The sequence below is a fragment of the Streptomyces sp. PKA51 genome (assembly GCF_057552455.1).
The window spans coordinates 24,980-48,146 of record NZ_BAAJPZ010000028.1 but is presented as its reverse complement, the minus strand read 5'-3'; the positions used below and the strand labels follow the sequence as shown (position 1 = coordinate 48,146).

Below are 23,167 nucleotides of genomic sequence, written 5' to 3'. Positions count from 1 at the left end.
GCCGGGGCGCGGCGTGGCCTGCCTCCGCTACGTCGCCCTCTTCGCGCTTTGATGTCGTCGTCGAGGTCGTCGTCGAGAGGGAGGTTCGTCCGTGCCCGTTTCCGATGTGTCGTGGCGGGAGGCCGCGGCCCGTGTCGAGGCCGGGTTCCCCGGTTTCCTCGCCGAAGGTCTGCTCCGCCGCACGAGCAAGGCCCTGATCGTGGCCGGTACCTATGCCGACACGGCCGCGGTGGCCAAGGTTCTCACCACGCAGGAGAGGGCCTGGCGTGAGAAGTTCGCCCGGGAAGCAGCCGCGTACGGTGCCTTCACCGCCGGTGCCCCGCCGGTGCGCGTGCCCCGGCTGCTGGCCGGCGGCCCCGACAGCGGCGTCATGATCCTGCAGCGCGTCCCCGGCGAGCCGCTGCACGCCGACCGGTACCCGCCCGCGCTGCCGCTGCCCGCGGTGCAGGCGGCCGTGGACACGCTGGCGCTCCTCGCCGACTGGAGACCGAGCGCGTTCCCCCGGGTGTGGGACTACTGCGAGCGTCTCGACCGGTATCGCGCACACGGCCTCCTGGACCACGGCGACCACCAAGCCCTCACCCGGCTGCTCGAAGAGGCCGGGCCCGACCGGCACTTCGCCCACGGCGACCCCCTGCCGGCCAACATCCTCCACCACGCCGTCGACGACACCACCGAGGTCACCCTGGTGGACTGGGAATTCGCCGGCTTCTACCTGCCCCACCACGACCAGGCGCTGCTGTGGGCCCTGCTCGCGGCCACCCCCGGGGCCCGCCGCCTGATCGAGAGCCGGGTCGCCGAGCACGGCCGGCGGCATGTGGCCGCCTTCACCGTGGGCCGGGCGGTGATCCTCGCCCGCGAGCTGCGCATGCATCGCGCGGCTCTGCCGGCTGCGTGGGCGCGCCGCCGGCTCGACGCCGTGGAACGCGACTGGACGATGCTCCGCGACCTGATGCGGGGGAAGTCCTTCAGCGCCCGGCGGCCGTGACGACCTCCTGGACGTAGGCGATCACGGGCGGCCCGAAGTGTGCGTACACCTCGCCGACCGCGGCCAGCAGCCCCGGCAAAGGCCAGTCGTGGGGGAGGAGTTCGCACGGCAGGGCGGGTGGCGTGCGCAGGGTGTCGACGAGGCTGCCGCCGAAGAGGCGGGCGTAGGCCGCGAGGCCCTGCGGCCCGGGCTCCGGCGGGACGGGCGTCTCCCGTAGGGCGGCGCGCAGGCGTGCGGTGTGCTCGCGGTAGCGGCGGCCGAGCTCGTCGAGTTCCCACGCGCGGTGGGCCACCTGGGCGGCGTCGGCCACGCCGAGTTCGACGCGCCCGAAGTACACCGTGCCCTCCGTCAGGGGGCCGCCGAGTTCGGCCAGGAGGTGGTCGCGGCGGTCGACGGGGGAGATGAGGACGCCGGGCTGCATGAGGCCGTAGCGGGCGAGGGCGGCGGCGCGGCGCAGCCGGTCGCGGTGGGCGCGGTGGGCTTCGGGGACGGTGTAGAAGACGGCGTGGAAGAAGCCGTCCCAGGCGGGGGGCGGCGGGCGGCCGTCGCGGATCTGCCGGAACGCGGCGAGGAAGGGGCCGGTGAGCCGGTAGTCGGCGGTGCGGCCACGGGGGGTGGCGGCGATGAGGCCGTCGCGGCGCATCCGGGCGATCAGGGAGCGGGCGGCGGCCGGGGTGAGCCCCAGGTCGGTCAGGAGCCTGACGAGCGCGGTGCCGGGGAGTTCCTCGCGCCCGGCCACTCCGTACAGGAACGGCACCAGGCTCACCTGGGCGCCGCGCGAGACGCCGGCCGTCCCCTGACGACCTGTTACGATCTTGCTCACGGTCGTGAGTATATGCGACATACAAATGAATCGGGGGAAAGACCGTAATGACCAAGCACGACACGCAGCGTCGAGGCGGCGGCAAGGCCCTGGCCAACTGGGGCCCGGCCATCCTGTTCGCCGTGATCCTGCCCTTCGTGACCTACGGAATGCTCACCGACCACGGGGTGAGCCAGGTCAAGGCGCTGCTGATCATCTCCCTGTGGCCCGCCGTCGAAACGCTCCTGCACCTGGCGATCCGGCGCCGCGTCGACGAGTTCGGCATCATGATGCTCATCCTCATGCTGCTCGGCGCCGTCAGCGCGACGGCCTACAACACCACCGAACTCGTCTTCCTCAAGGACTCGGCCATCACGGGCCTGCTGGGCCTGTCCTTCCTGGGCAGCCTGACGCTGCGCCGGCCGCTGATGTTCTACCTGGGCCGCAAGTTCGGCACCGACGGCACGCCCGAGGGCCTGGCCCACTGGAACGGGCTGTGGCAGTTCCCCGGCTTCCGGCGGACGCAGTACCTGCTGACGACCGTGTGGGGCCTGGGCTTCCTGGCGGACGCAGCGATCCGCGCCGTCCTCACGTACACCCTGCCGACCAGTGCCATGGTCCTGGTGAACAACGTCCTCCCGCTGGTCGTCGTGGCCGCCCTGGTCGCCTGGACCACCCGGGTCGCCAAGGCGGGCCGGGCCCGCTCGGCGGCGGCACAGGCCGCCGCGGAGGAAGCGGACGGCACGACCCCGGCCGGGGCCCGGGCCGCGGCGTAGGACGGCACGGGGGCCGCAGGCCGCAGCGCCGGTACCGGCGCGGGCGGGAAGCGGGTGGGAGGGCACGGGGCCTCCCACCCGCTTTTGCGTATCACGGCGGCGGAAGCCGGTAGTCGGCACAGGCCGCCGGGATGCGCACGCCCGTGGCCCGCAGATGGCCCGTCCTGGTCAGGTACGCCGCGCCGCGCATCAGATGCCCCGCCACGTCCGCGGCCCGGCGGTTGCCGGGTGCCGCCAGCGCGGTACCGGCCGTCCAGGCGTTGAACGCGCCCATCGCCGGGCCGCACCACACCTGCCAGTCGGCGGCACGGTCCGCATCGCCGGAGACGGCCCAACGAGAGGTCATCCCGAGGTACCAGCGGAAGACCATGGCCATCTTGTACTTCGCATCGCGCTCGGCCCGGGCCAGCCAATCGGGGTGGTACTCCTTGAGATAGGCGGCCGTATCCTCCCACGTCCGCTCCAGCGACCGGCGCAGCACACGCTCCTCCAGGCGGCGCCGCTCGGCCTCCGGCAGCTCGTCCAGGCTGCCGTGGTCGCGATACAGGCGGTGCAGCAGGCCCGCACGGGCCGCGAACATCGTCCCGCGCCCCAGCACCTGGACCTGGATGCCCTGCTCGAACATGTCGGCGGCCGGCGCCATCACGCAATCGGCGATGCCCGCCTGCGCCAGCAGCCGCTTGACCGCCGCGGACGTGTCCGCCTCCACCGTCGCCTGATTCACCGAGCCGCTGACCACATAGTCCGCGCCCAGCGCAAAGGCCGCGGCCACCGCGTGCGGCGAGCCGATCCCACCCGCCGCCCCCAGGTGCACCGGCGGCATCTTCTCCCCGTACTCCCGGGCCACTCGCGTCCGCAGCCGCGCCAGCGTGGGCAGCAGCACCGCCAGCGGCCGGCGGTCGGTGTGGCCGCCCGAGTCGGACTCCACCGTCACCGCGTCGCTCAACGGCACCCTGCGGGCCAACTCCGCCTGCTCCGCGGTCACCCGGCCCTGCTGCCGCAACTCACGCACCAGTTCCTCCGGCGCCGGCCGCAGGAACATCTCCGCCGTCTCCTCACGGGAGACCTTGCCGATGACGCGGTGTTCGGCACACACCCCGCCCGCCCGGTCGAGCCGCAGCCCGGCCAGGCGGTAGCGCACCAACTCGGGCGTGACCTGGACGAATGCCGACGCCTCCACGCACCGTACGCGGTGCCGCAGGCACAGGTCGACGACCGTCCGCTCCAGCTGCGGCGCCAGGGGGCTGTGCAGGAGATTGCACGCGTACGGACCGTCGCCCAGCTCGCGCGCCAGATCGCCCAGCGCCGTGTCGATCCGCCTCTCCGGCAGGCCGGCCGCGCCGAACGCGGCCAGACAGCCGGCCCGGGAGAGCACCGCCACCAGGCGCGTCCCCGCGATCCCCCCGGCCATGGCCCCCGCCATGTACGGCAGGCGCACACCGTGCCGCTGCAGGAAACCGGACTCGCCGAGGGCCTGCGGCGGCATGGCGCCCGCGGTGGCCAGCACCTGCGCTCCCGGCGGCGGCTCGTGGCACATGCCCAGCCGGCCCCCGCTGCGGACCAGGTGACAGGGCAGTTCCAGGCTCGACAGCACGCGGTGGACGCCCTCGGGGTCGCCGTGCACGGCGGGCCCGCTCACCGGCTGCCCAGAACGATGTTCTGCACGTGGTAGATCCGCAGGTCGTCGCGCCACACACTGCCGTCCGCCCGGATCAGCAGCCCCTCCCCGTCCCGGCGCAGCTCCCGGATGTGCACCTCCCCGCGGATCCGCCGGTGCTCGCGCAGGATCTGCCCACCGTAGTTCCAGCGCAACTCCTCGCCGGCGACGAGGCCCAGCTCCGCCCCGGGCGCACGGACGGCCGGTTCGGTGTACAGGACGAAGGCCCGTACCGCCTGGAAGAGCATCTGCACACCCACCGAGCCGGGCATCACCGGGTCGTGGAGGAAATGCTGGTCGAAGAACCAGTCGTCGGCGTCCACCGGCTGGCTGCACAGCACGTACCCCGCCCCGTGCTCACCCCCGCCGGGAACCAGCGCCAGGTCCTTCAGCAGCGCCAGCCGCCCGGTGCCCAGGCGCTCGTCGTCCGCCGCGGCCACCCGGCGCAGGCCGGCCGGCGCAGCCGGCTGCCTCTCCAGCCACGGCGGTACGTGCTGTCCGCCGTCCATGCCCTGCTGGAGCTGCAGCGTCTCGTGCGTGAGATACCCGTGCAGCGCTTCGCCCGAGCAGAACGCCTCGCCTCCCGTGCTCAGTTCGAACCCGTAGCGGTGCAACGCGGCGCCGGGAAGATCGGTCACCGCCAGGACGGTGACCCGCTGGGTCACGGTCGTGCCCCGGGGATCGACGTCGCGCAGCAGTCTCGCCCTGCCGCTCAGGTTCCGGCACACGAACGGCTCGTCGGGATGCTGCAGCGCCATGTCGAGGAAGACACCGGCGAGCAGGCCGGCAGGCTGCAGGGACATCTCCATCAGCGCCAGCGCGGACAGCCCCCCGGTGCCGCCGTCACGGCAGTACCACGGATCGGGCGGCACATCGTACTCACTGACGCCGTGCGTCCCGGTGCCGTCCGGCGCGCCGCCCATCGTCACCTCGACACCCCGGTCCACCATCCTGAAGCCGCCCCGGGGCAGACGCGGGCGGACGGGACTGCTCGGCGGGCGCTTGCCGCCGGCCACGGCCAGCCGCCCCGTGTCCCCTTCCGCCGCGTGGGCCATGTGCAACTCGGTGAAACACACAGGAGCTCCCGTGGACGACAGGCGGATGCCGGCGTGCTCCACGTGCAGCAGGGGCTCGTGCTCGGGCCTGCCGTACAGCGCCACCCCCACGTCCCGCAGGCGCGCCACCACCTCCCCGCTCTCCGTCGTCACCTCCGCCGCCGCGGTGAGGAAGGGACGCGGAACCCACCCGTTGCCGGTCACCTCGACCCGCACACGCAGCGCTCCACGAGGCTGCGCGAGCACCTCCAGCTGCGCCGTGGAATCCGGCAGGGGCACGGCGTGGGCCCCCGGCAGGCACAGATGGACGCCCTGGTGGAAGGCGTACACCCGCAGCGCCTCGTCCACCGCTCCCCACAGGACGGGCCAGACGCTCTCGCCGTCCGGCACGCGCGAGGGACGGACGGCCGCGCTCACGGCCCCCAGGCCCGCGCTCCCGCCACCGGGCACGATCTCGTCCACCCGGTCCAGGCATCGCTCCGGCCACGGTTCCGGCCGCAGACCGGCCGCCACGTGCCGCTGGTCGAAGGAGCCGCCGAAGACTGCCGCGAAGTCCCCGAGCGCGAGGGCGTCCAGATCATCGGCGGTCAGCCGGACGACATCCGTACGCGCCAGCGGCTTCAGCCCCGGCGGCCCCTTGCGCACCTCCGGCCTCTCGATAGCCCGGTGGCCACCGCGGTCATCGGCGACGGTCAGCAGCGGACGATCCGTCTCGTCGTGCACCACGCACCGCACGCTGCCCGCCGGGCCGTGCGCAGAGGACCGCGGGCACAAGGGCACCGGACCCGAGGGCGGCAGCCCGTGCCAGGTCAGCTCGATACGTTCCAGGGGGCCGGGGCCGTCCTGGCGCAGGCGCTCCGCGGCCGCCCGCAGGATCACCACGGGACCACCGAGCCGCGCCCACTCGTCCGGGGACACGGCACGCACGGGTACGGGTACGGAAGGCCGCGCGGCGGAACGGCCGTTCCGCCCGGCCGCCGTCGCGTACGCCGACCACTCGGCCTTCAAGGTGCTCATGAGGCCACCGACCCGCGCCCCACCCGGCCGCTCCCTTGCCCTCTCCTCCGTCCGGCCGGGCGGCGCGGGCGCCGGCAGGGACGCAGCCTCGGACACGCCGGCGTCGACCTGCGCCGGACCGGGAAACCGCCGCGTCTGCCACGCGCTGATGGCCCGGTGAGCATCCAGAACGGCGGCATGGGCGCGCTGCACCTGCTGCGTCATGCGCGCGGTCAGCTCGCACGGCTCCGCCGGCTCCGCGGCGGTGCCCCCCTCGGAGCCGCCCCGCCCGGCCGGCACCTCGTCCCCGGCGGGAGCACGGCCCACGGGAACACCCTCGAAGCCGAGCTCCCTCATGAACCCCCCTCCCGATCGTCGTGCGAGAACGTGGTGAGCAACCGCACCGCATGCGTATCGCTCAGGTCCAGCATCCGCAGCTCGGTCCACTTCTGCAGCACCCGGCCCCCGGTGTCGCACGCGGTGACGGTGCAGTACGTATCGAGCACGGACGACCTGCCGGCTTCCACGACGGCCACGAACGGCTCGTCGTCGGGAAGCGGAGCGTACAGGTCGACCCGCTCCGCGCTCACCGGCACGCCGGAGCTGCCCTTGAGCCGGTGGGTGACCAGCGCGGCACTCTGCAGCAGCAGATCGGAGAGCGCGGGGCTGAACAGCCGCCCGGCGTACGCGCCGTGAGCCAGCCCGGGGTCGGGCAGCCGCAGGGACACCACCAGCCGCCGCTCCTCCTCCTCGAGGACGTCCCGCACCCCTGCCAGGGCCGGGCCGTGGAACAACACCCGCTCCTCGTAGCACCGGTGCAGGTCGCCGGAGGGGGCGTAGGACGGAAGGTCGAGGCAGGGAGCCGGCAGCGGCTCGTCCGCCCACGCCACCGTCACCTCGCACCGCGCGCGAGCCGGCCCGCCCGTGCTGCACACCCGCACCCGGGCGACGCCCCGCTCGACCGGAACGACGCGGTGCTCCAGGGCGTGCGGATGCTCGCCGTTGAAGTACACGCCGCGCAGGACACGCAGGTCTTCGCACCGCACGACCGGCCGGACACCGCCTGTGGCGCGTTCCACCATGTACAACGCCGCGCCCAGCATCGCCGTCATGGGCAGCAGCGGATGGCCCATGACGGAGTGGTCGCGCAGCACCGGCTCGTGCTCCAGCCCCGTGAGCGTACGCACCGCGGTGAGCCCCTCGGCGGGCAGGTCGTCCGCCCTGCGCAGCCAGGGAGCCAACGGACCCACCACGGTGACCTCACCGGCCGGGTGCTCCGGCCCCATCAGCTCGCGGAAATACGACGTGCCCGCCCGGCGGGAGAGCACCGGCACGCCGATCTCGGTGATCAGCTGGTGCACCCCCTCGGCCATGCCGCCCTGCCAGGGGCCCCACACGACCGGGACCACCCGGCACGCCGGGTCCGCCGCCCGAACGGCGCACGCGTGCCGGACCATGGCCTCGTTCGCCAGGGCGTAGTCGGCCTGCCGGACGTTGCCCCACAACCCCGAGACGGAGGAGAACACCACGAGGTGCCGCAGCCGCCCGGGGGCGAGCGCGTCGAGGACGTTGCACAGGCCGGAGAGCTTGGTGGCGATCACGGGGGCCGCGGACTCGGACGTCATCTCCGGCAGCGGCCGGTCCCCGAGCACACCGGCCGCATGGATCACCCCCGTGACGTGCTGCGCGTGCGGCTCCAACGCGGCCCGCACGGCCGCGGCGTCGCGGACGTCGGCGCTGAGGTACGCCACGCGCACGCCGTGCGAGCGCAACGCCTCCAGCACCGGCCGGATCCCCTCGTCCGCCTCGGACCGCCGGCCCAGGAGCACGTACCCGCACCGGTGCTGCGAGGCCAGGGCTTCCAGGCACCACGCCGTGATGCCGCTCGCGCCGCCCGTGACCAGCAGAAGGTCGTCCTCGGTGAGGCCGCGGGCGGCGCCGGGGGCGGCGGGCAGCAGGCCGTGCGGGGCGTCCGAGAGCACCGGGGTGCGCCGGCGCCCCTCGTCGCGGCCCACCTCCAGCACGTCGGTGGCCACGTCCGCGATCTCCTCCAGCAGCGCCTCGCCCACCGCCTGCGCCGACATGGCCGGAGCGAGGTCCACCGCCCTGCAGAAGACCGGGGCGGACTCCAGGGCGAAGCTCTTCACCAGGCCCGCCAGCCCACCGGCCAGCGCGGCGGCCGGTTCGCCGCCCGAGCCCGCATAGCCGAGCGCCCCGTCGAGCCGGGTCACGGTGACGAACGCCGCCCGGCGACCCGCCCGGGCGGCTTCCAGCAGGGCCGGCCGGACGCGCTTGGCGAACAGCAGACCGTGCGTCAGCCGGGCGATTGCGTCCTGCCCGCTCCCGGTCGACGAACGGCCCACCGGCAGGACGCACAGATCCAGGCGCCCCACCGCGCCCACCACACCCGCAACGCTGTCCCGCAGCGTACCGTCGGACCAGTTCTCCAGCGGCCGCCCGTCCCCCTGCTCGTCCGGCACGCCGGGCAGGACGAGACGGTGCACGCTCCAGCCGCGGTCCCTCAGCGCCCGGCCGATCGCCGCGCACGACTCCCCGCCGTCGTCGAGCATCAGGGCACACGGCTGTGCGGGATAGGCGTCCGTGACCACGTCCACGGCCGGCAACGGGCGCAGGGCGACGTACGCCCGGCCCAGGACCATGTCACTGCTGTGGCGCAGCTGCGATCTCGGTGCCGCGAAGACGTCCGCCAGCATCGTGGTCAGTTCGCCCACCGTACGGGCCTCACTGAACCGGAAGAGCTCTTCTCGCTTGATGAGCGGGTAGTGGCGCCAGACCTCGGCGCCGATCTCGACCTGCTTGAGCGAGTCGATGCCCAGGTCCTCCTGGATGTACATGTCCGCCTCGAGCATGGCGACGTCGTAACCGGTCTTCTCGGCCACGATCCGGCGAATGATCTCCTCGGCCTCCGCCGGATCGACCTGGGAGATATCGGTGACGGCGCCCTCCGGCACGCCGTCGTCGGCAAGCAGCGCGGCCAGGGCGGACCGTTCCTGCGTCGGTGCCGCGGCGACGGCCCCCTCGCCCTCATCCGATGGGCGCTCGGCGAGGAGGGCAGCGGGATCTTCGGGCCTGTCGCCCCGGCCCAGGGGGCGTTCCGTCCCGGACGGCTTCGCCTGCGCCTGTGTGCTCAGCAGCTCGGCGACCACCTCGCCCGCCCGCGTGTGGGCCTCGCCCACGGCAAGGCTGTGCTCCGTGATCGCGCTCACCGCCGTGGCCAGGGCGGCGTCGACGCCCCGGCCACCGTCCGCCCCGGAGCGCAGCAGCTCCACCAGTTCCCGCTGGGTGGCCAGCTGCCCGTCCAGGTACCGGACGTGGGCGGCGAGATGGTCGGCGGCCGCCCGCGACAGCGGATCCGTCGCACCACCGGCAGCCGGCTGGGCCGCCTGGGCGGGCAGGGCGGCGAGGCCGCCCTGCCGTTGCAGCTCCCGCTGCCGGGCCACCCACGCGAAGTTGGGCCCCTCCAGCACCCGGGCCACCGCCGACGGCTCCGGGCGGCGGGCCGGCGGGGGCGCGTCGTAGCGGTTGATGCCGGTCACCGGCAGGCCCAGTACGGCCAGGCGCAGGGCCGCCTCCTTCAGCACGGCGGCACTGTCGGCACCTTCCCCCCGGTCGCACGGCACGGCCACCACCGAGCCGGCGCCGAGCGTGCGCTCCACCAGCCGGGTCAGCGTGCCGCCCGGGCCGAACTCGACGAAGACGCCGAACCCGCCGGCGTGCATCTCCTGCAGCCGCTGCGCGAAGTCCACCGGCTGCAGCAACTGCTCCACCAAGGTCCGCCGGTCGGCCTGCGGCCCCGGCCCGTAGGCCGCACCGGCGGCACCGGCATGGACGGGTATCCGGGGCCGGGCGAACTCCACCCGCGCGCAGGCCTCGGCGAACGGGCGCGCCGCGTGTGCGACGAGCGGGGTGTGGAACGCGGCGGCGACCGGAAGCCGCTTTGCCGCCAGTCCCCGCTGCAGGCAGCGGGCCACGAAGCGCTCGACGGCCTCGGTGGGCCCGCCCACGACCTGCTCGTCGGGGGCGTTGCGGTTGCACACCGAGACCTCGGCCTCGGTGGCCAGCAGCTCGGCGACCGCCTCCTGCGCGCCCCGCACGACGGCCATCGCCCCCGGATCCGCACCCTCCCCGGGGCGTTCCTCCATCGCCCGGCCGCGCGCGAGGGCCAGGGCGAAGAACCCCCTGTCGTCCAGCACCCCGGCCGCCCACAGCGCCGCCAGCTCCCCGAAGCTGTGCCCGAGCACGCCATCAGGGGCGAACCCCAGCTCCCGCAGGAACCGGTACTGCCCGACCGCCAACGCGCCGATGGCCGGCTGGGCGTAGCACGTGCGGTTCAGCCGCTCGCGCACCGCACGGTCGGCGTCCTTGCCGCCCGGCGGCGGGAACACCGCCCGGGCCAGGGTGTCACCGGGCGGGAAGAGGTCGTTGGCCTCGTCGAAGGCGGCGCGCACGGGCGGCACCGCCAGCAGGGCGTGCAGCCCCATGTCCGGGTACTGGTTGCCCTGCCCGGTGAAGAGCGCCGCGACCTTCGTACCGGCCGGCAGGCCCGTACGGCGGTAGTGCACGCCCTCGGCGAGCTGCCACTGTTCCTCGTCCGCTCCACCGCCGCGCAGGCGCTCGGCCGCGGCCGCCAGCAGGCGCGCACGGTCCTCCTCACCGGCCGCGACGAAGCCCAGACGGGCGTGGTCCGCCGGCACCTCGCCCTCCACCGGGGCGGCGCCCTCCTCCAGCAGGGACAGCAGCGCGCCGGGATCCGGGGCGTGCCACAGGCAGGCGCGCGGCACCCGGTGCAGCACCCGCTCCCGCTCCGCTCCGGCGGGCGGCTCCTGCAGCACGGCGTGGTAGTTCACCCCGCCGAAGCCGAACGCGGACACGCCCGCGCGCCGCAGTGGACGGCCCGGATCGCGGACCCAGGGCCGGGCGGCGGTGTTGACGTACAGGGCGCCGTCCTCGGTGACGGCCGCCGCGGGGGTCTCGACGTTGATCGTGGGCGGCAGCAACCGCTGATGCAGGGCCAGCGCCGCTTTGATCAACCCCACGGCGCCCGCCGCCGCCTTGGTGTGGCCCACCTGGGACTTGATGCTGCCCACGGCGACGTGCCGGGCCTCACCCGGCACCGCCATGAGCTCGTTGAGGGCCTCGACCTCGACCTCGTCGCCGGTGGGCGTGCCCGTGCCGTGGGCCTCGACGAGCTCCACCGACGAGGGCGGGCAGCCGGCGTCCTCGTACGCCCGCCGCAGGGCCGCCAACTGGCCTTCCTTGCTGGGCGCGTAGATGCTCTTCGCGATCCCGTCGCTGGAACTGCCCAGCCCGCGCAGGACGGCATAGATGCGGTCGCCGTCGCGCTCGGCGTCGGCCAGCCGCTTCAGCGCCAGCATGCCCACGCCCTCGCCGATCAGCGTGCCGTCGGCCTCGGCGTCGAAGGGACGGACCCGGCCGCTGAACGACAGCGCCGGTGTCTTGCTGAAGCACATGAACGACACGATGGAGTTGTCGGCGTCGCACCCGCCGCTGATCATCAGGTCGGCGCGGCGGGAGACCAGTTCGTCGACCGCGGCCCGCACGGCCGCCAGCGAACTGGCGCACGCGGCGTCGACGGTGTGGTTGGCCGCGCGCAGATCCAGACGGTTGGCGATCCGCCCCGAGACGACGTTGCCGAGGATGCCGGGGAAGGAGTCCTCCGTCCACGACGGGAGCTCCTGCAGGTAGTCGCGCATCGCCTGCCGCGCCTCCTGCTCGCTCGCACCACGGGCACGCATGCGCTTGACGAGCAGGGGCGCCAGCAGGCGGGCGGCGAGCGCGATCAACGTGGTGTTCGTGCCGCACACACCCAGCACCACGCCCGTGCGCGCGGGGTCGTACCAGCCCTCGCGGCCCCGCGCGCCGTCGCAGAGCACCTGACGCGCCACCATCAGACTCAGCAACTGCACGAGCCCGGTGGAGTCGAGGGACTTCGGCGGCATGCCGAAGTCCCTCGGGTCGAACGTCGCGGGCGGCAGGAAGCCGCCGCGGCGGCCGTAGGTCCTGTCGGGCGCGAAGGGATCGGGATCGTAGTAGTCCTCCGGATCCCACCAGGCGGTGGGCACCTCCTCGGTGCAATCGCGGCCGGTCACCACGTTGTCCCAGAACGTGCGCAGGTCCGGGGCCTTGGGGAACATTCCGGCCAGCCCCACGATGGCCACGGGATTGCGAGCAAGGCGCCAATCGGTTTCCTGCGGCATCACGTGAGACCCCCTCGCCCCCGGCAGTTGTCTCGTACGACCGTCACAAGACTTCCCGGCCGTCGAGATGAAGACACCGCCCTCACCCTGACGGGTGAGAGGGGAAATGCAGGATCGGAACGCAAGAATCGTCATGGGCAGATCAATCGTTGATCGCTTACAGTGCGCGGAACGGCAACCCCCCACAGGAAAAGGGTGCTTCATGGCGATCTCGCGCAGATCCGTACTCAAGGGTTCGTCGGCAGCGGCCGCCGCCCCGCTCGTCGCCGGTGCCGCCGGGCAGGCCGCGGCCTCGTCACCGCCGGCACCGACCCCCGGGCCGTTGCTGCACAGCCGGCCGCACCGACTGGGCGCGCCCGGAGTGCTGGGCGTGCACCTGCAATTCGGAGCCGACCCCTCCGCGGACATGACCGTCTCCTGGATCACCCCGCAGTCGGTCCGCCGGCCACAGGTACGACTCGGATCGCCCGAGGGCGGGCACGGCGGCCGGGTCGTCGACGCCGAGACGCGCACCTACCGCGACGGGCTGTCGAAGGAGGAGGTGTACGTCCATCACGCCCGGATCACCGGCCTGCACCCCTCGACCACCTACCTGTACACGGCCGGGCACGACGGCGCGACCCCGGAGACCGGATCGTTCACCACGGCCCCGCGCGGCCGCGCCGCCTTCACCTTCACCAGCTTCGGCGACCAGGCGACGCCCAACCTGCGCCGGATCGTCCACCTCCCCGACGGCGTCCCCTCCCCCGTCAACCGCTACCCGCTGCACACCAGCAGCCAGGTCGGCTCGCCCGCCTCGGCGGACATCGTCTCCGCCGTCGAACGCGTCGCCCCGCTGTTCAACTTCGTCAACGGCGACCTGTGCTACGCCGCCATCGCCGGCGCGTGGGGAACAAGCCGGGTGGCGACCTGGGCGGACTGGTTCATCAACAACAGCCGCTCCACCCGGCTGCGCCCATGGATGCCGTGCGCCGGAAACCACGAGAACGAGAAGGGCAACGGGCCCATCGGCGCGGCCGGATACCAGACCTACTTCGCCCTGCCCTCCTCCGCCTCCTCCGACGAGGAAACGCGGGGCATGTGGTACGCGTTCACGGTCGGCGCGGTCCGCTTCATCAGCCTCGCCAACGACGACGTGGCGCTCCAGGACGGCGGGGACACCTACATCAGCGGCTACTCCGGCGGCGCCCAGCGCCGCTGGCTGGAACGCGAACTGAAGGCCGCCCGGGCGGACCGGGGCATCGACTGGATCGTGGTGTGCATGCACCAGCCGATGATCTCCAGCCACCGCAGCGCCGGCAGCGATGTGGGAGTGCGCCGGGCCTGGGGCCCGCTGTTCGACGCGTACGGCGTCGACCTGGTGGTCAGCGGGCACGAGCACCACTACGAGCGGTCGCACCCGGTGCGCGGCACCCTGCCCAACGAGGCCCGCACCCCCCTTCCGGTCTCCACCCGCACCGATGTGATCGACACGGGCAAGGGCACCGTCCACATGGTCATCGGCGCTGGCGGCAACATCGCCACGAGCCAGGACGACCTCTTCGACACGCCACAGGCCCGGGTCCTGGTCGGCCTCAAGGACGACAAGACCGCCTCCGGCCACCGCGAGCCGGTATGGATCCCCGAGGAGGCACCCTGGGCGGCCGTCCAGGACCGCAGGTACAACCGCGGCTTCGCCGCGTTCGACGTCGACCCCGGCGACCGCCGCGAGGGCCTGACCCGCATGCGGGTCACGTACTACACGTTCGACGGCCCCCACGGCGACCTGACCCCCGTCGACACCTTCACCCTGCAACGCCCGCGCTCCGACGCACGCCCCCACTGACCGCTGCCGCCCCCGCCGGCCGCCTCCCCTGCTGGTACGCCGGCTAGGGGCTGTCCGGTGGATCTTCGCCACGCGACACCACGGCGCCCCATAGGGGCGCGGGGAACTGCGCGATCGGCCACCGACGGCCCGCACACGACGAAAATCCGCCGGACAGACCCTAGGAGGCCCCGATCGACCAGAAGACGCCCACCTCGTCCTGGCCGACCGCGATCAGCCCGAGGTCGTCGAGCAGGTCGATACCGTTGATGTACGCGCAGGTGAGGAAGGTGTGGGAGCCACCGACCGGCAACCCCGAGGCGAGGAAGTCGGGAGCCGGGCCGCTGGCGGCCGCGGTCGCATTCGTCCAGTAACGTGCCGTGGGGCCGTAACGGTCGAGCAGGGTCCGGGCGTCCGCCAGAACGGCGTCGCGGTCGGGACGGGACCGGACGGGGGCGGGCTCGCCCTGCCACTCCTCGCCCATGACGGCAAGCGCGCAGACGGCCGCCTCCGCCTCCAGGGGGTACAGGCGGTGGCGGAACTCGGACGCGGCCGGCGGGTCGAAGGGGTAGGCCGCGACGGTGTGGCGCGCGGTGTTGGTGCGGTCCCCGTCCAGCCGTATCCAGCCACGGGGGTCGGGGACCGCCCGGTGCATGACGGCGAGCACGTCGTGCGCCCAATCCTCGTGCCTGCGAGGGCCCGTGGCCACGAAGGTGTACGGGTCGCCGAGCAGCCGGAGCGCCGCCGCGTTCCAGGGGCTGCGACGCCTGCGGAAGTCCTCCAGCAAACTGCCCACCTGGAGCCGGAAGGCGTCCTTCGGCTCCGGCGAAAGGCTGCACAGCCGGCCGAGGACCCAGGACAGCAGTGCGTCACCGCTGCTGTCGGCGCCCGGACCGGCGGGATCGGGAATCCCCCAGTCCGCAAGAGCACCCGGGCCGTCACCGATGCCGTCCTGCAGCGAGTCGGACAGAGCCTCCAGGTACCCATCGACCCGGTCGAGCGGTGACTCGGCGGCAGACACATGCATGGCGGTCACTCTAATGGAGCGATTCGAGCCGTCAGGCGCGGCGAACCCGGGGGATCGGGGTCGGTTTCCACTCGTTCGCGGGCTCAGCCGGGACGATGCGCGGGCCGAAGACGGGAGGAGAGACGCCGAACGCCGATGCGGGGAGACCTGGACGAGATGTCCGCCGAAACGACGCAGACGACGCAGACGACCGAGGCGACCGAGGCGGCCGAGGCGACGGGAACGGCACCGGTCACACCTGCCCCCGCTCCCGGGGAGGCCGGGCCCGAGCGGGCGCCGTTCGCCGTGCGGCACCGGTACGCGGTGGCGGTGCTGGCGGTCGTGGTGGCGCTGCTGGCGGGCTTCGCCGGGCACGACATCGCGCGGCGCGTCTCGTCCGGCGGCATGGTGCCGCCGGGGGCCGAGTCGATGCGGGCCGAGGAGATCCTGGGCCGCGACTTCGGCGCGGACGCCCCGGACATCGTCCTGCTGGCCCGGGTGAAAGGCACGGGCCCGACGGTGGACTCGGCGGCGGCCCGCGCGGCCGCGCGCACCGTGGCCGCGCGCCTGGGCGCCGACCCGGCGGTCACCAAAGTGCGGTCGTACTGGGACGGGCGCACACCACAGCTGCGCTCCTCCGACCGGCGCGGCGCACTGATCATGGGCTGGCTGCGGGGCGACGAGCACGAGACGGGCCGATCGGCGGCACGAGTCGTCTCGCGGGTGACCGGGCGGACCGGGCCCCTGGAGGTGGCGGCGGGGGGAGACGCGGCGGTACGGGCGGAGGTGGCCCGGCAGGCGTCGCGGGACGCGCAGGTGAGCGAGCTGATCGCGCTGCCGGTGACCGCCACCCTGCTGCTGCTCGTCTTCGGTTCGCTGGTGGCCGCGCTGCTGCCGGTGGCGGTGGGCGTGTTCGCCGCGCTGGGGACGACGGCGGTGCTGCGGGTGCTCGCCGGCTTCGGCGAGGTCTCCGCGTACGCGCTGAACATCAGCACGGCCCTGGCATTCGGCCTGGCCATCGACTACTGCCTTTTCCTGGTGAGCCGCTTCAGGGAGGAGCGGCGGGCAGGGGCGACGACCACGCCCGCGTTGCGCACCGCGCTGAGCACGGCAGGCCGGGCGGTGGCGTTCTCCGCCGGGACGGTGGCCTGCGGGATGGCGGCACTGCTGGTCTTCCCGCATCCCGTATTGCGCTCGATCGCCTGCGGCGGGATGGCGGTGACCGTGATGGCGGCGATCGGCAGCCTGGTGGTGCTGCCGGCGGTGCTGGCGCTGCTGGGCGACCGGCTGGAGAGGTTCGACGTCTTCGCGCGGTGGCGGCCCGCGAAGCCCGCCGCCGCGGCTGCCGGGCCCGGACTGGGGCGGTGGGGCAGGATCGCCAGGGCGGTGATGCGGCGGCCGCTGCTGTGCGGCGCGCCGGTGGTCTGTCTGCTGGTGCTGCTGGCGGCGCCGTTCACCCAGGCGCAGTTCGGGCTGTTCGACGACCGGGTGCTGCCGGCCGGTTCGCCCGCGGGGCAGGTCGCCACCGTGCTGCGCAAGGAGTTCCCGTACACCGGGCTGGGGGCGACCACCGTCGTCATGCCGCGGTTCGACGTGCGCGCCCGGGGCCGGGAGCTGGACGCCTATGCCCGCCGGGTCTCCCTGGAGCCGGGGACGGCGCAGGTGGAGACGGCGACCGGCAGCTACCGGCACGGGCGGCGCGTGGCGAAGCCGACGGCGGCCTCCGCCCGGTTCCGTTCGGCGCGTGGGGTGTTCCTGACGGCCGTCGCCTACGGAGAGCCGGGCGGGCCGCAGAACGCGGAGCGGGCCCGGCGGATCAGGGCGCTGCCGGCGCCGGCCCGGGCGTGGGTGGGCGGCATGGGCGCGAAGGTGATCGACGCCCGGCGGCCGATCGCCGCGCGCCTGGCGCCGGCCCTGGCGCTGACGGCCTCGGCGATGTTCGTGCTGGTGCTGGTTTTGACCAGGCGTCCGGTGCTGGCGGTCAAGGCGCTGGTACTCAATGCGCTGAGTCTGTGCGCGACCTTCGGCGCCCTGGTGTTCGTCTTCCAGGAGGGACATCTGCGCGGGCTGGTCGGTGATTTCACGGTCACCGGGACGACGGACGTGCTGCTGCCGATCGTGGTCTTCTGCATCGCGTTCGGGCTGTCCATGGACTACGAGTGCATTCTGCTCGCGCGCATCGTGGAGGAGCGGCGCCGGGGGGCGGGCACGACGCTGGCGGTGGCCCGCGGGGTGGACCGGACGGCGAGCCTCTTCACCTGGTCGGCGGTGATCCTGGCGGTGGTGATGGCGGCGCTGGCCGCCTCGGGGCTGGTCTTCCTCAAGGCGGTGGGAGTGGGCCTGTCGCTGGCCGCGCTGCTGGACGCGACGGCGGTGCGGGGCCTGCTGGTGCCGGCCGTGATGCGGCTGGCCGGGCGCGCGAACTGGTGGGCGCCGGCCTGGCTGCGGGCCGGCGACGGCCCCGCACGCGACCGTTGAGGCGCTCCGTACCACCGGCGCACCGGCTCGTGAGGGGCGCCCCTGACGTCCCGGCCCCGAGCCGAAGCCGTCAGCGTGCGACGGAGACGACGCGCACCCGGCCGTCCTCCTCGGTGACCTCGACCGCGTAACCCGCCCCCGGGGCCTCGTCGGCGTGCGCGCTGCGCAGGTCCGGCGCGACGGTCACCGCGCAGGGATGGACGCGGGCGAGGCGGGCGACGTGATCCTTGACTGCGAGCACGGCCAGATGGCCGGCGAGCGAGTCGCGCGGGGGCAGGCCGTACAGGGACAGGACGGTGCCGGGCAGCCAGTCGTAGCCCTGGGCGTCGGCCAGGGCGAGGGTGGTGACGCCCTCCTCGGTGCGGGAGATGCCGGCGCCCTGGACGTAACGGCGGTCCCGGTTGAAGGCGTTGCGCACCGAGAACGGCACGTCCTCCCAGCCTCCGCCGGGCAGCAGCACCGATACGAGAGTGAAGGCGGCCGCCACCCGGTCCCCCGTGCGCAGCTGGAAGTCGACGACGGGGAAGGCGGGGCCGTCCGTGCGGAACCCGCGGAAGCGGGCCTCGCAGCCGACCGGGCCGCGCTCGGGCAGCGGCTCGTACACATCGAGCGCCTCCAGCCGCCACGGGTAGGCGAGGCAGTCCCGGGGGACGTCGGGCGACCAGCGCCACAGCTGTCCGAACGGCACGGTGTGGAAGGCCCCGTCGAGCAGCCCCTGGTGCAGCAGGCCGCGCGGGACGCCGGGGTGCCCCGCGTCCAGGACGGCGCTGGAGCCGCCGCTGCCGAGGCGCAGGGAGGTGACGAAGTGGAAGGCCGGGCCGTGGAACATGGCGCCCGTCTCGTAGGGCAGGGGCTCGGGGACGGCATCGGTGAGCGGCGGGAAGGGACGGGGGCGCCCGGGCCGGCCGGCGGGCGGCAGGAGGGTGGCGGTCGCGGCACTCTCCCAGGCGGGCTCGTCGGCGGTGCCCCCGTGGCGCAGGAGGGTGAGGTCGGCGCCTCCGTCGGTGATGGGGCGCACCTCGGCGGCCAGGTGCAGGGGCTCGTCGACGGTGAGCCACTGGCGGATGTGAACACGGCGCAGGGACAGCCGGGAGGGCGGGATGCCGGTGGCCTCGCAGGCGGCCGCCGCGAGCCGGTCGGCCACGGACATCATGGGCAGGGTGGGCAGGGTGAGCGTCGGGCAGTGGTCGCGCACCCAGGTGTCGGTGGCCGGATCGAGAACCTCCCGGGGCAGCCGCCGCACCGGCCTTCTCCCCGCCGTCTCCTGCCGATCCCCGGTGCCGGCCGCGAGCGGGGCATCGGGGACCAGGCGCAGGGACATGCCGCGGCCGACGAGAGCAGGGACGTCGTCCACGCGGACCAGCACGTCGGCGTGGAGCTCCGGTTCGGGGCCCCGCCGCAGTCCGCTGACATGGACCTCGTAGGCGATCCGCCGGCTGGCGGGGGTGGCCTGGCGGCGGCAGGTCGTGGTGGCGGTGCGGCCGGGCACGGGCTCGAAGCGTGCGCCGTCGTGGCCCAGTGTCAGCCCCAGGGCCGCCATGTGGAAGGCCATGGCCTGGTAGGCCGCGTGCATCATGAGGCTGCCGGGCACGCACGGATCGTTCTTGAAATGGGCGGCGAAGTACCAGGCGTCGGGCCGGACGTCCGCCTCCGCCCTGAGGTGGCCGCGGCCCCAGGCGCCGCCGGCCGGGTCGAACTCCGTGATCCGGTCGATCATCAGCAGCCGCCCGCCGTCGATGCGCGGCGTGCGCAGGTGGGTGCGGGCGTGGTCCCACCCGGGGCCGAAGCAGTCGCAGGGGCGGCCGTCGGCGAACGCGCGCACGGCCTCGGGCGTGAAACCGCGCGGGGCCTGCTCGTCCGCGGGCGGCGGGTCGAAGGGGAGGTCCGGGGGCGGGGCGGGAGCGGGGTCCCAGCGGGCGCCGTCCGCGGCGGCGAGCTGCTCGTCGGTGAAGAGCCCGGCCTGGGCGTTGCGGACGCTCATCACGAGGGTGTCGCCCGCGAAGCAGTCGGCTTCGAAGAACGTCAGGTGCACGCCGTCGTGTTCGGCGTGCCGGTCGACGCGGATCTCGTGGCGCACGGTCCGTCCCGCCGGGGGCGGGCTGGCATGGAAGGTGACCTCGCAGCCGAGCGCCCGGTAGACGTGATCGCCGTGGTGGAGGAAGTCGATGCCCAGCCAGCTGAGCAGGACCTGGTTGGCCTGACCCGCCTCGACGAGCAGCGCAGCGGGGATGCGGCCGCCGGCGTCCAGGTACCACGCGCCGGGGCGCAGGTCCGTCTCGCTGCGGATGACGCCCGTGCCGAGAGTGGCGGGCGGGGCGTCGATGCCGAGCACGCGGTCGATCAGGAGCAGGGGCGGGGCCGGGAGACGATTGCGGCGCACATGACCGTCGAGGGGCCGGAAGCGGGGGCCGAAGACCTCGGAGACGGTGCCGAGCGCCAGTTGTTCGAGCTGCGAGCGCCCAAGAACGGGCCCGGGACTGCCGCCGGCGGCGACGGGCGCGGTGGGGAGCGACGGCGGGACGGGCAGGAAGGCCCGCGTGGCCGTGGCGGCGGGCCCGAAGGCGCGCGCGGTCAGGACGGCGTTGCTGCGGCGCCGGCCGTCCAGAAAGCGCAGGTGTGCTTCCGAGCAGGCCGCGAGATGGGCCTGGTGGGCGGCGACGACACGGGAGCGGTGCCGGACGGCGGCCGCCGTCCGCGGATCGTCCGCACCGACGGGCGCCGCAGGGGACAGCAGTACGGCGGCGGGCCGCGGCTCCTCCAGCACCGGGGGCAGGCGCGGGGCGGGCGGCATGGTGGCGGGAGGCGGTTCGGGCAGGGGCAGCAGCAGCGGGCGCGGATGGGCAGGGCCCTCGATACGCGGGCCGGTGCCGGCGGCCTCGCCCGCCCCGTACGCCTCGTGCGCGGGCCGCCGGCGCAGGGCGTCCGGCGCGGCGCGCAGACGGATCCGCTCGGCGGGTCCTTCCAGGACGGGGACGACGACCTCGGCGGTCCGGGCACCGGGCGCGGGACCGGCCGGCGCGCCGGGGCAGGGGCGCACGCCGTGGTGCAGCGCGGTGACCGCGGTGGCGACGGCAAGCAGCCCCGCGGCGGCGTGCGGGTGCCCGAAGAGCACGCTGTTGTCCACCGCGCCGTCCATACTCGCCTCGCCGGTGGTGTGGGAGGCGACGACGAGGTCCGCGGGCGCGGCCGGCGCCGCGGTCCCGTCGTCGGCCAGCAGCGCCAGGACGGGGTCGCCGTCCCGCTCGGCGTCGGCGAGGCGTTTGAGGACGAGGACCACGGCCGCGTCCCCGGCGGCGCGGGACCGGCCGAGTGCGTCGAGGGCGGCGGCGTGCACCTCGTCGTGGGAGAGGTCGACGGCCCCGACGAGCGCGGCGTCGGCCTCCCCGGCGCGCAGGGCCCGGGCGGCGATCCGCAGGGCGGCGGTGCCGGACGCCTCCTCGCACGAGACGCTGAAGCTCGCTCCGCCCAGGTCGAGTTGGCTGTTGATGCGGTTGGCGACGAGGTTCGGCATGGCACCGAGGGCCGACGCGGGGGTGGGCGGATCGCCGACGGCGTCCTGCAGCGCGTCCGCGGGCCCCGGGGGCAGGGGCAGCCCGGCCCGGGCCCACTGCGCGCCGATGCGGCGGCGCCAGGAGAAGCGGGTGACGAAGGGCTCGGCGCCCATGCCGATGAGGACGCAGGTGCGTTCGCGGGGCAGGGTCCGGCCGCGGGCGGCTTCGCGTGCCGCGTCGAAGACCAGCATCTGCTGCGCAATGGTCTTCTCGACGTCGACGGGCGGGAAGCGCAGCCCCTCCAGATCCGTGGAGACCCTCTCGCGGGGCTCCCGCTCGGGCTGCCCGCCGAGCACGGCGGCGGTGAACTCGCCGGTGCCGCCGTCGCGTCCGGCCCGGACGGCGAGGGCGACGACCGCCACCGCCTCCCCCTCCGGGGACTCCCGCGGCGGGGGAGGAGGCGGCGGGGCGGTGCTGCCCTCGGGCCACTCCTCCACGACGAGGTGGGCATTGGTGCCCCCGAAACCGAAGGCGCTGACGGCCGCACGGCGCGGTGAGGCCCCCCGCTCCCACTCCTCCGCTTCGGTCAGCAGCCGCAAGGGCTTGCCCCGCAGGTCGGCAGTGGGATCGTCGGCGCCGAGGGTGGGCGGGCGGACGCCGTGCCGCAGGGCGTCGACGGCCTTGAGCAGCCCGGCGGCGCCGGCCGGGGCGAGCAGATGGCCGAGGTTGGACTTGACCGACCCGATGGGCAGGCCGCCGTGACCGGCGAAGACGCGTGCGCTGGAGACGATTTCGGCGGCGTCGCCCACGGGCGTGCCGGTGGCATGGCATTCGAGCAGGCCGACGCTCGCGGGCGCGATGCCCGCCCGGGCGTAGGCGAGCCGCATGGCGCGCTCCTGCCCGGCGGGGTCGGGGGTGAGGAAGCCGGTGCCGCGCCCGTCGTTGCCCAGGCCGACGCCGCGGATCACGGCGAGGACGGGCCGGCCGGCGGCGAGGGCGTCGGTGAGCCGCATCAGGGCCACAATCGCGGCACCCTCGGCAGGGACGAGCCCGTCGGCGTCGCGGTGGAACGGGCGGCAGCGCCCGGTGGGGCTCAGGGCGCCGACCGCGGCGAAGCCGCCGTGGACGAGCAGGCTGTCGGCCCCGTTCACGGCACCGGCGAGCATGAGGTCGGCCGTACGGTCGTGGAGCCGGTCGCAGGCGAGCTTGACCGCGTACAGGGCCGAGGCGCAGGCGGCGTCGAGGGCGACGGAACCGGCGTCGAGGCCCAGGGCGCGGGCGGCGAGGAGCGCGGGCAGGCCGGTGCAGAAGCGGTTGAGGGCCTCGGGCGGGGCGCAGGCCCCACCCAGCAGGGCGTCGCGGACGATCGGGTGCTGGGCGCCGGTCCACACGTGCTCGGCGTAGCGCATGGCCGCGTCGGTCGGGTGTGCGAGGGTGCCGAGCAGGAGGCCGGTGCGGCGGGGGGCGAGGCCCGGGTGACCGGCCTCGCGCAGGGCCTCGCGGCCGGCGTGCAGCACCCAGTGCAGCAGCGGGGCGAAGCCGGTGACGGCGGCGGGGTCGAGGGCGAACCCGGTGGGGTCGAAGACGTCGGCGAAGCCGCGCACGTATCCGCCGGTGTCGGTGGGCAGGCGGTCGCTGCCGTCGGAGTTGCCGGCGGCGTCGGAGCCGGCGGGCAGCCGCCAGTGACCGGCCGGCACCGGGCCCAGGGCGCTGCGGCCGGCCGCGACGTTCTCCCAGAACGCGCCGGGGGTCAGGGCGCCGGGCAGGACGCAGCCGCGGCCGACGATCGCGACCGGTTCGAAGGGCCCGTCCGCCGTGCCTGTCGCGCCGGGCGTGCTTGCCGTGCTGGTCATGCGCTGTGCACCTCGTGCGGTC

10 protein-coding genes are annotated in these 23,167 nt (G+C 74.6%); 4 read left to right on the top strand and 6 right to left on the bottom strand.

Going from position 1 to position 23,167, the window contains the following annotated elements; all coding sequences use genetic code 11:
- Positions 1-91 precede the first annotated feature (91 nt).
- Positions 92-988: a phosphotransferase gene (locus AC27L3_RS27485; RefSeq protein ID WP_487236769.1), complete on the top strand. Its 897-nt coding sequence runs from the start codon at positions 92-94 to the stop codon at positions 986-988.
- Here the strand turns inward: AC27L3_RS27485 and AC27L3_RS27480 are convergent.
- The gene (locus tag AC27L3_RS27480) at positions 969-1,811 is read right to left on the bottom strand and encodes a hypothetical protein (RefSeq protein WP_487236768.1); all 843 of its coding nucleotides are present in this window, start codon (positions 1,809-1,811) and stop codon (positions 969-971) included. The two genes, AC27L3_RS27485 and AC27L3_RS27480, sit on opposite strands and share 20 nt — an antisense overlap.
- Before the next feature lie 47 nt (positions 1,812-1,858).
- Between AC27L3_RS27480 and AC27L3_RS27475 the strand changes: the two genes are divergently transcribed.
- Positions 1,859-2,566, top strand: coding sequence for a VC0807 family protein (locus AC27L3_RS27475; RefSeq protein ID WP_487236767.1), 708 nt, complete (start codon positions 1,859-1,861; stop codon positions 2,564-2,566).
- Positions 2,567-2,657: 91 nt separating this feature from the next.
- Here AC27L3_RS27475 and AC27L3_RS27470 read toward each other — a convergent pair whose 3' ends face one another.
- From AC27L3_RS27470 to AC27L3_RS27460, 3 genes are all read right to left on the bottom strand, one after another.
- Positions 2,658-4,205, bottom strand: coding sequence for a PfaD family polyunsaturated fatty acid/polyketide biosynthesis protein (locus AC27L3_RS27470; RefSeq protein ID WP_487236766.1), 1,548 nt, complete (start codon positions 4,203-4,205; stop codon positions 2,658-2,660).
- Positions 4,202-6,295, bottom strand: a complete 2,094-nt coding sequence (locus tag AC27L3_RS27465) for a hotdog family protein (protein ID WP_487236765.1) — start codon at positions 6,293-6,295, stop codon at positions 4,202-4,204. The genes AC27L3_RS27470 and AC27L3_RS27465 overlap by 4 nt, the downstream gene beginning before the upstream one ends.
- A gap of 332 nt (positions 6,296-6,627) precedes the next feature.
- Positions 6,628-12,513 (bottom strand): SDR family NAD(P)-dependent oxidoreductase, encoded by a 5,886-nt coding sequence (locus AC27L3_RS27460; RefSeq protein WP_487236764.1) that lies wholly within the window; start codon positions 12,511-12,513, stop codon positions 6,628-6,630.
- Between the two features lie 202 nt (positions 12,514-12,715).
- On the opposite strand from AC27L3_RS27460, the gene AC27L3_RS27455 reads away from it, so the two are divergent.
- Entirely contained in the window at positions 12,716-14,338 is a 1,623-nt protein-coding gene (locus AC27L3_RS27455) for a purple acid phosphatase family protein (protein ID WP_487236763.1), read from the top strand.
- Positions 14,339-14,498: 160 nt separating this feature from the next.
- Here the strand turns inward: AC27L3_RS27455 and AC27L3_RS27450 are convergent, their stop codons facing one another.
- Positions 14,499-15,344 (bottom strand): hypothetical protein, encoded by an 846-nt coding sequence (locus AC27L3_RS27450; RefSeq protein ID WP_487236762.1) that lies wholly within the window; start codon positions 15,342-15,344, stop codon positions 14,499-14,501.
- A 156-nt stretch (positions 15,345-15,500) separates the two neighbouring features.
- On the opposite strand from AC27L3_RS27450, the gene AC27L3_RS27445 reads away from it, so the two are divergent.
- Positions 15,501-17,801 (top strand): MMPL family transporter, encoded by a 2,301-nt coding sequence (locus AC27L3_RS27445; protein ID WP_487236761.1) that lies wholly within the window; start codon positions 15,501-15,503, stop codon positions 17,799-17,801.
- A 70-nt stretch (positions 17,802-17,871) separates the two neighbouring features.
- Here AC27L3_RS27445 and AC27L3_RS27440 read toward each other — a convergent pair whose 3' ends face one another.
- Positions 17,872-23,145, bottom strand: a complete 5,274-nt coding sequence (locus AC27L3_RS27440) for a hotdog fold thioesterase (protein WP_487236760.1) — start codon at positions 23,143-23,145, stop codon at positions 17,872-17,874.
- Positions 23,146-23,167: the final 22 nt, after the last annotated feature.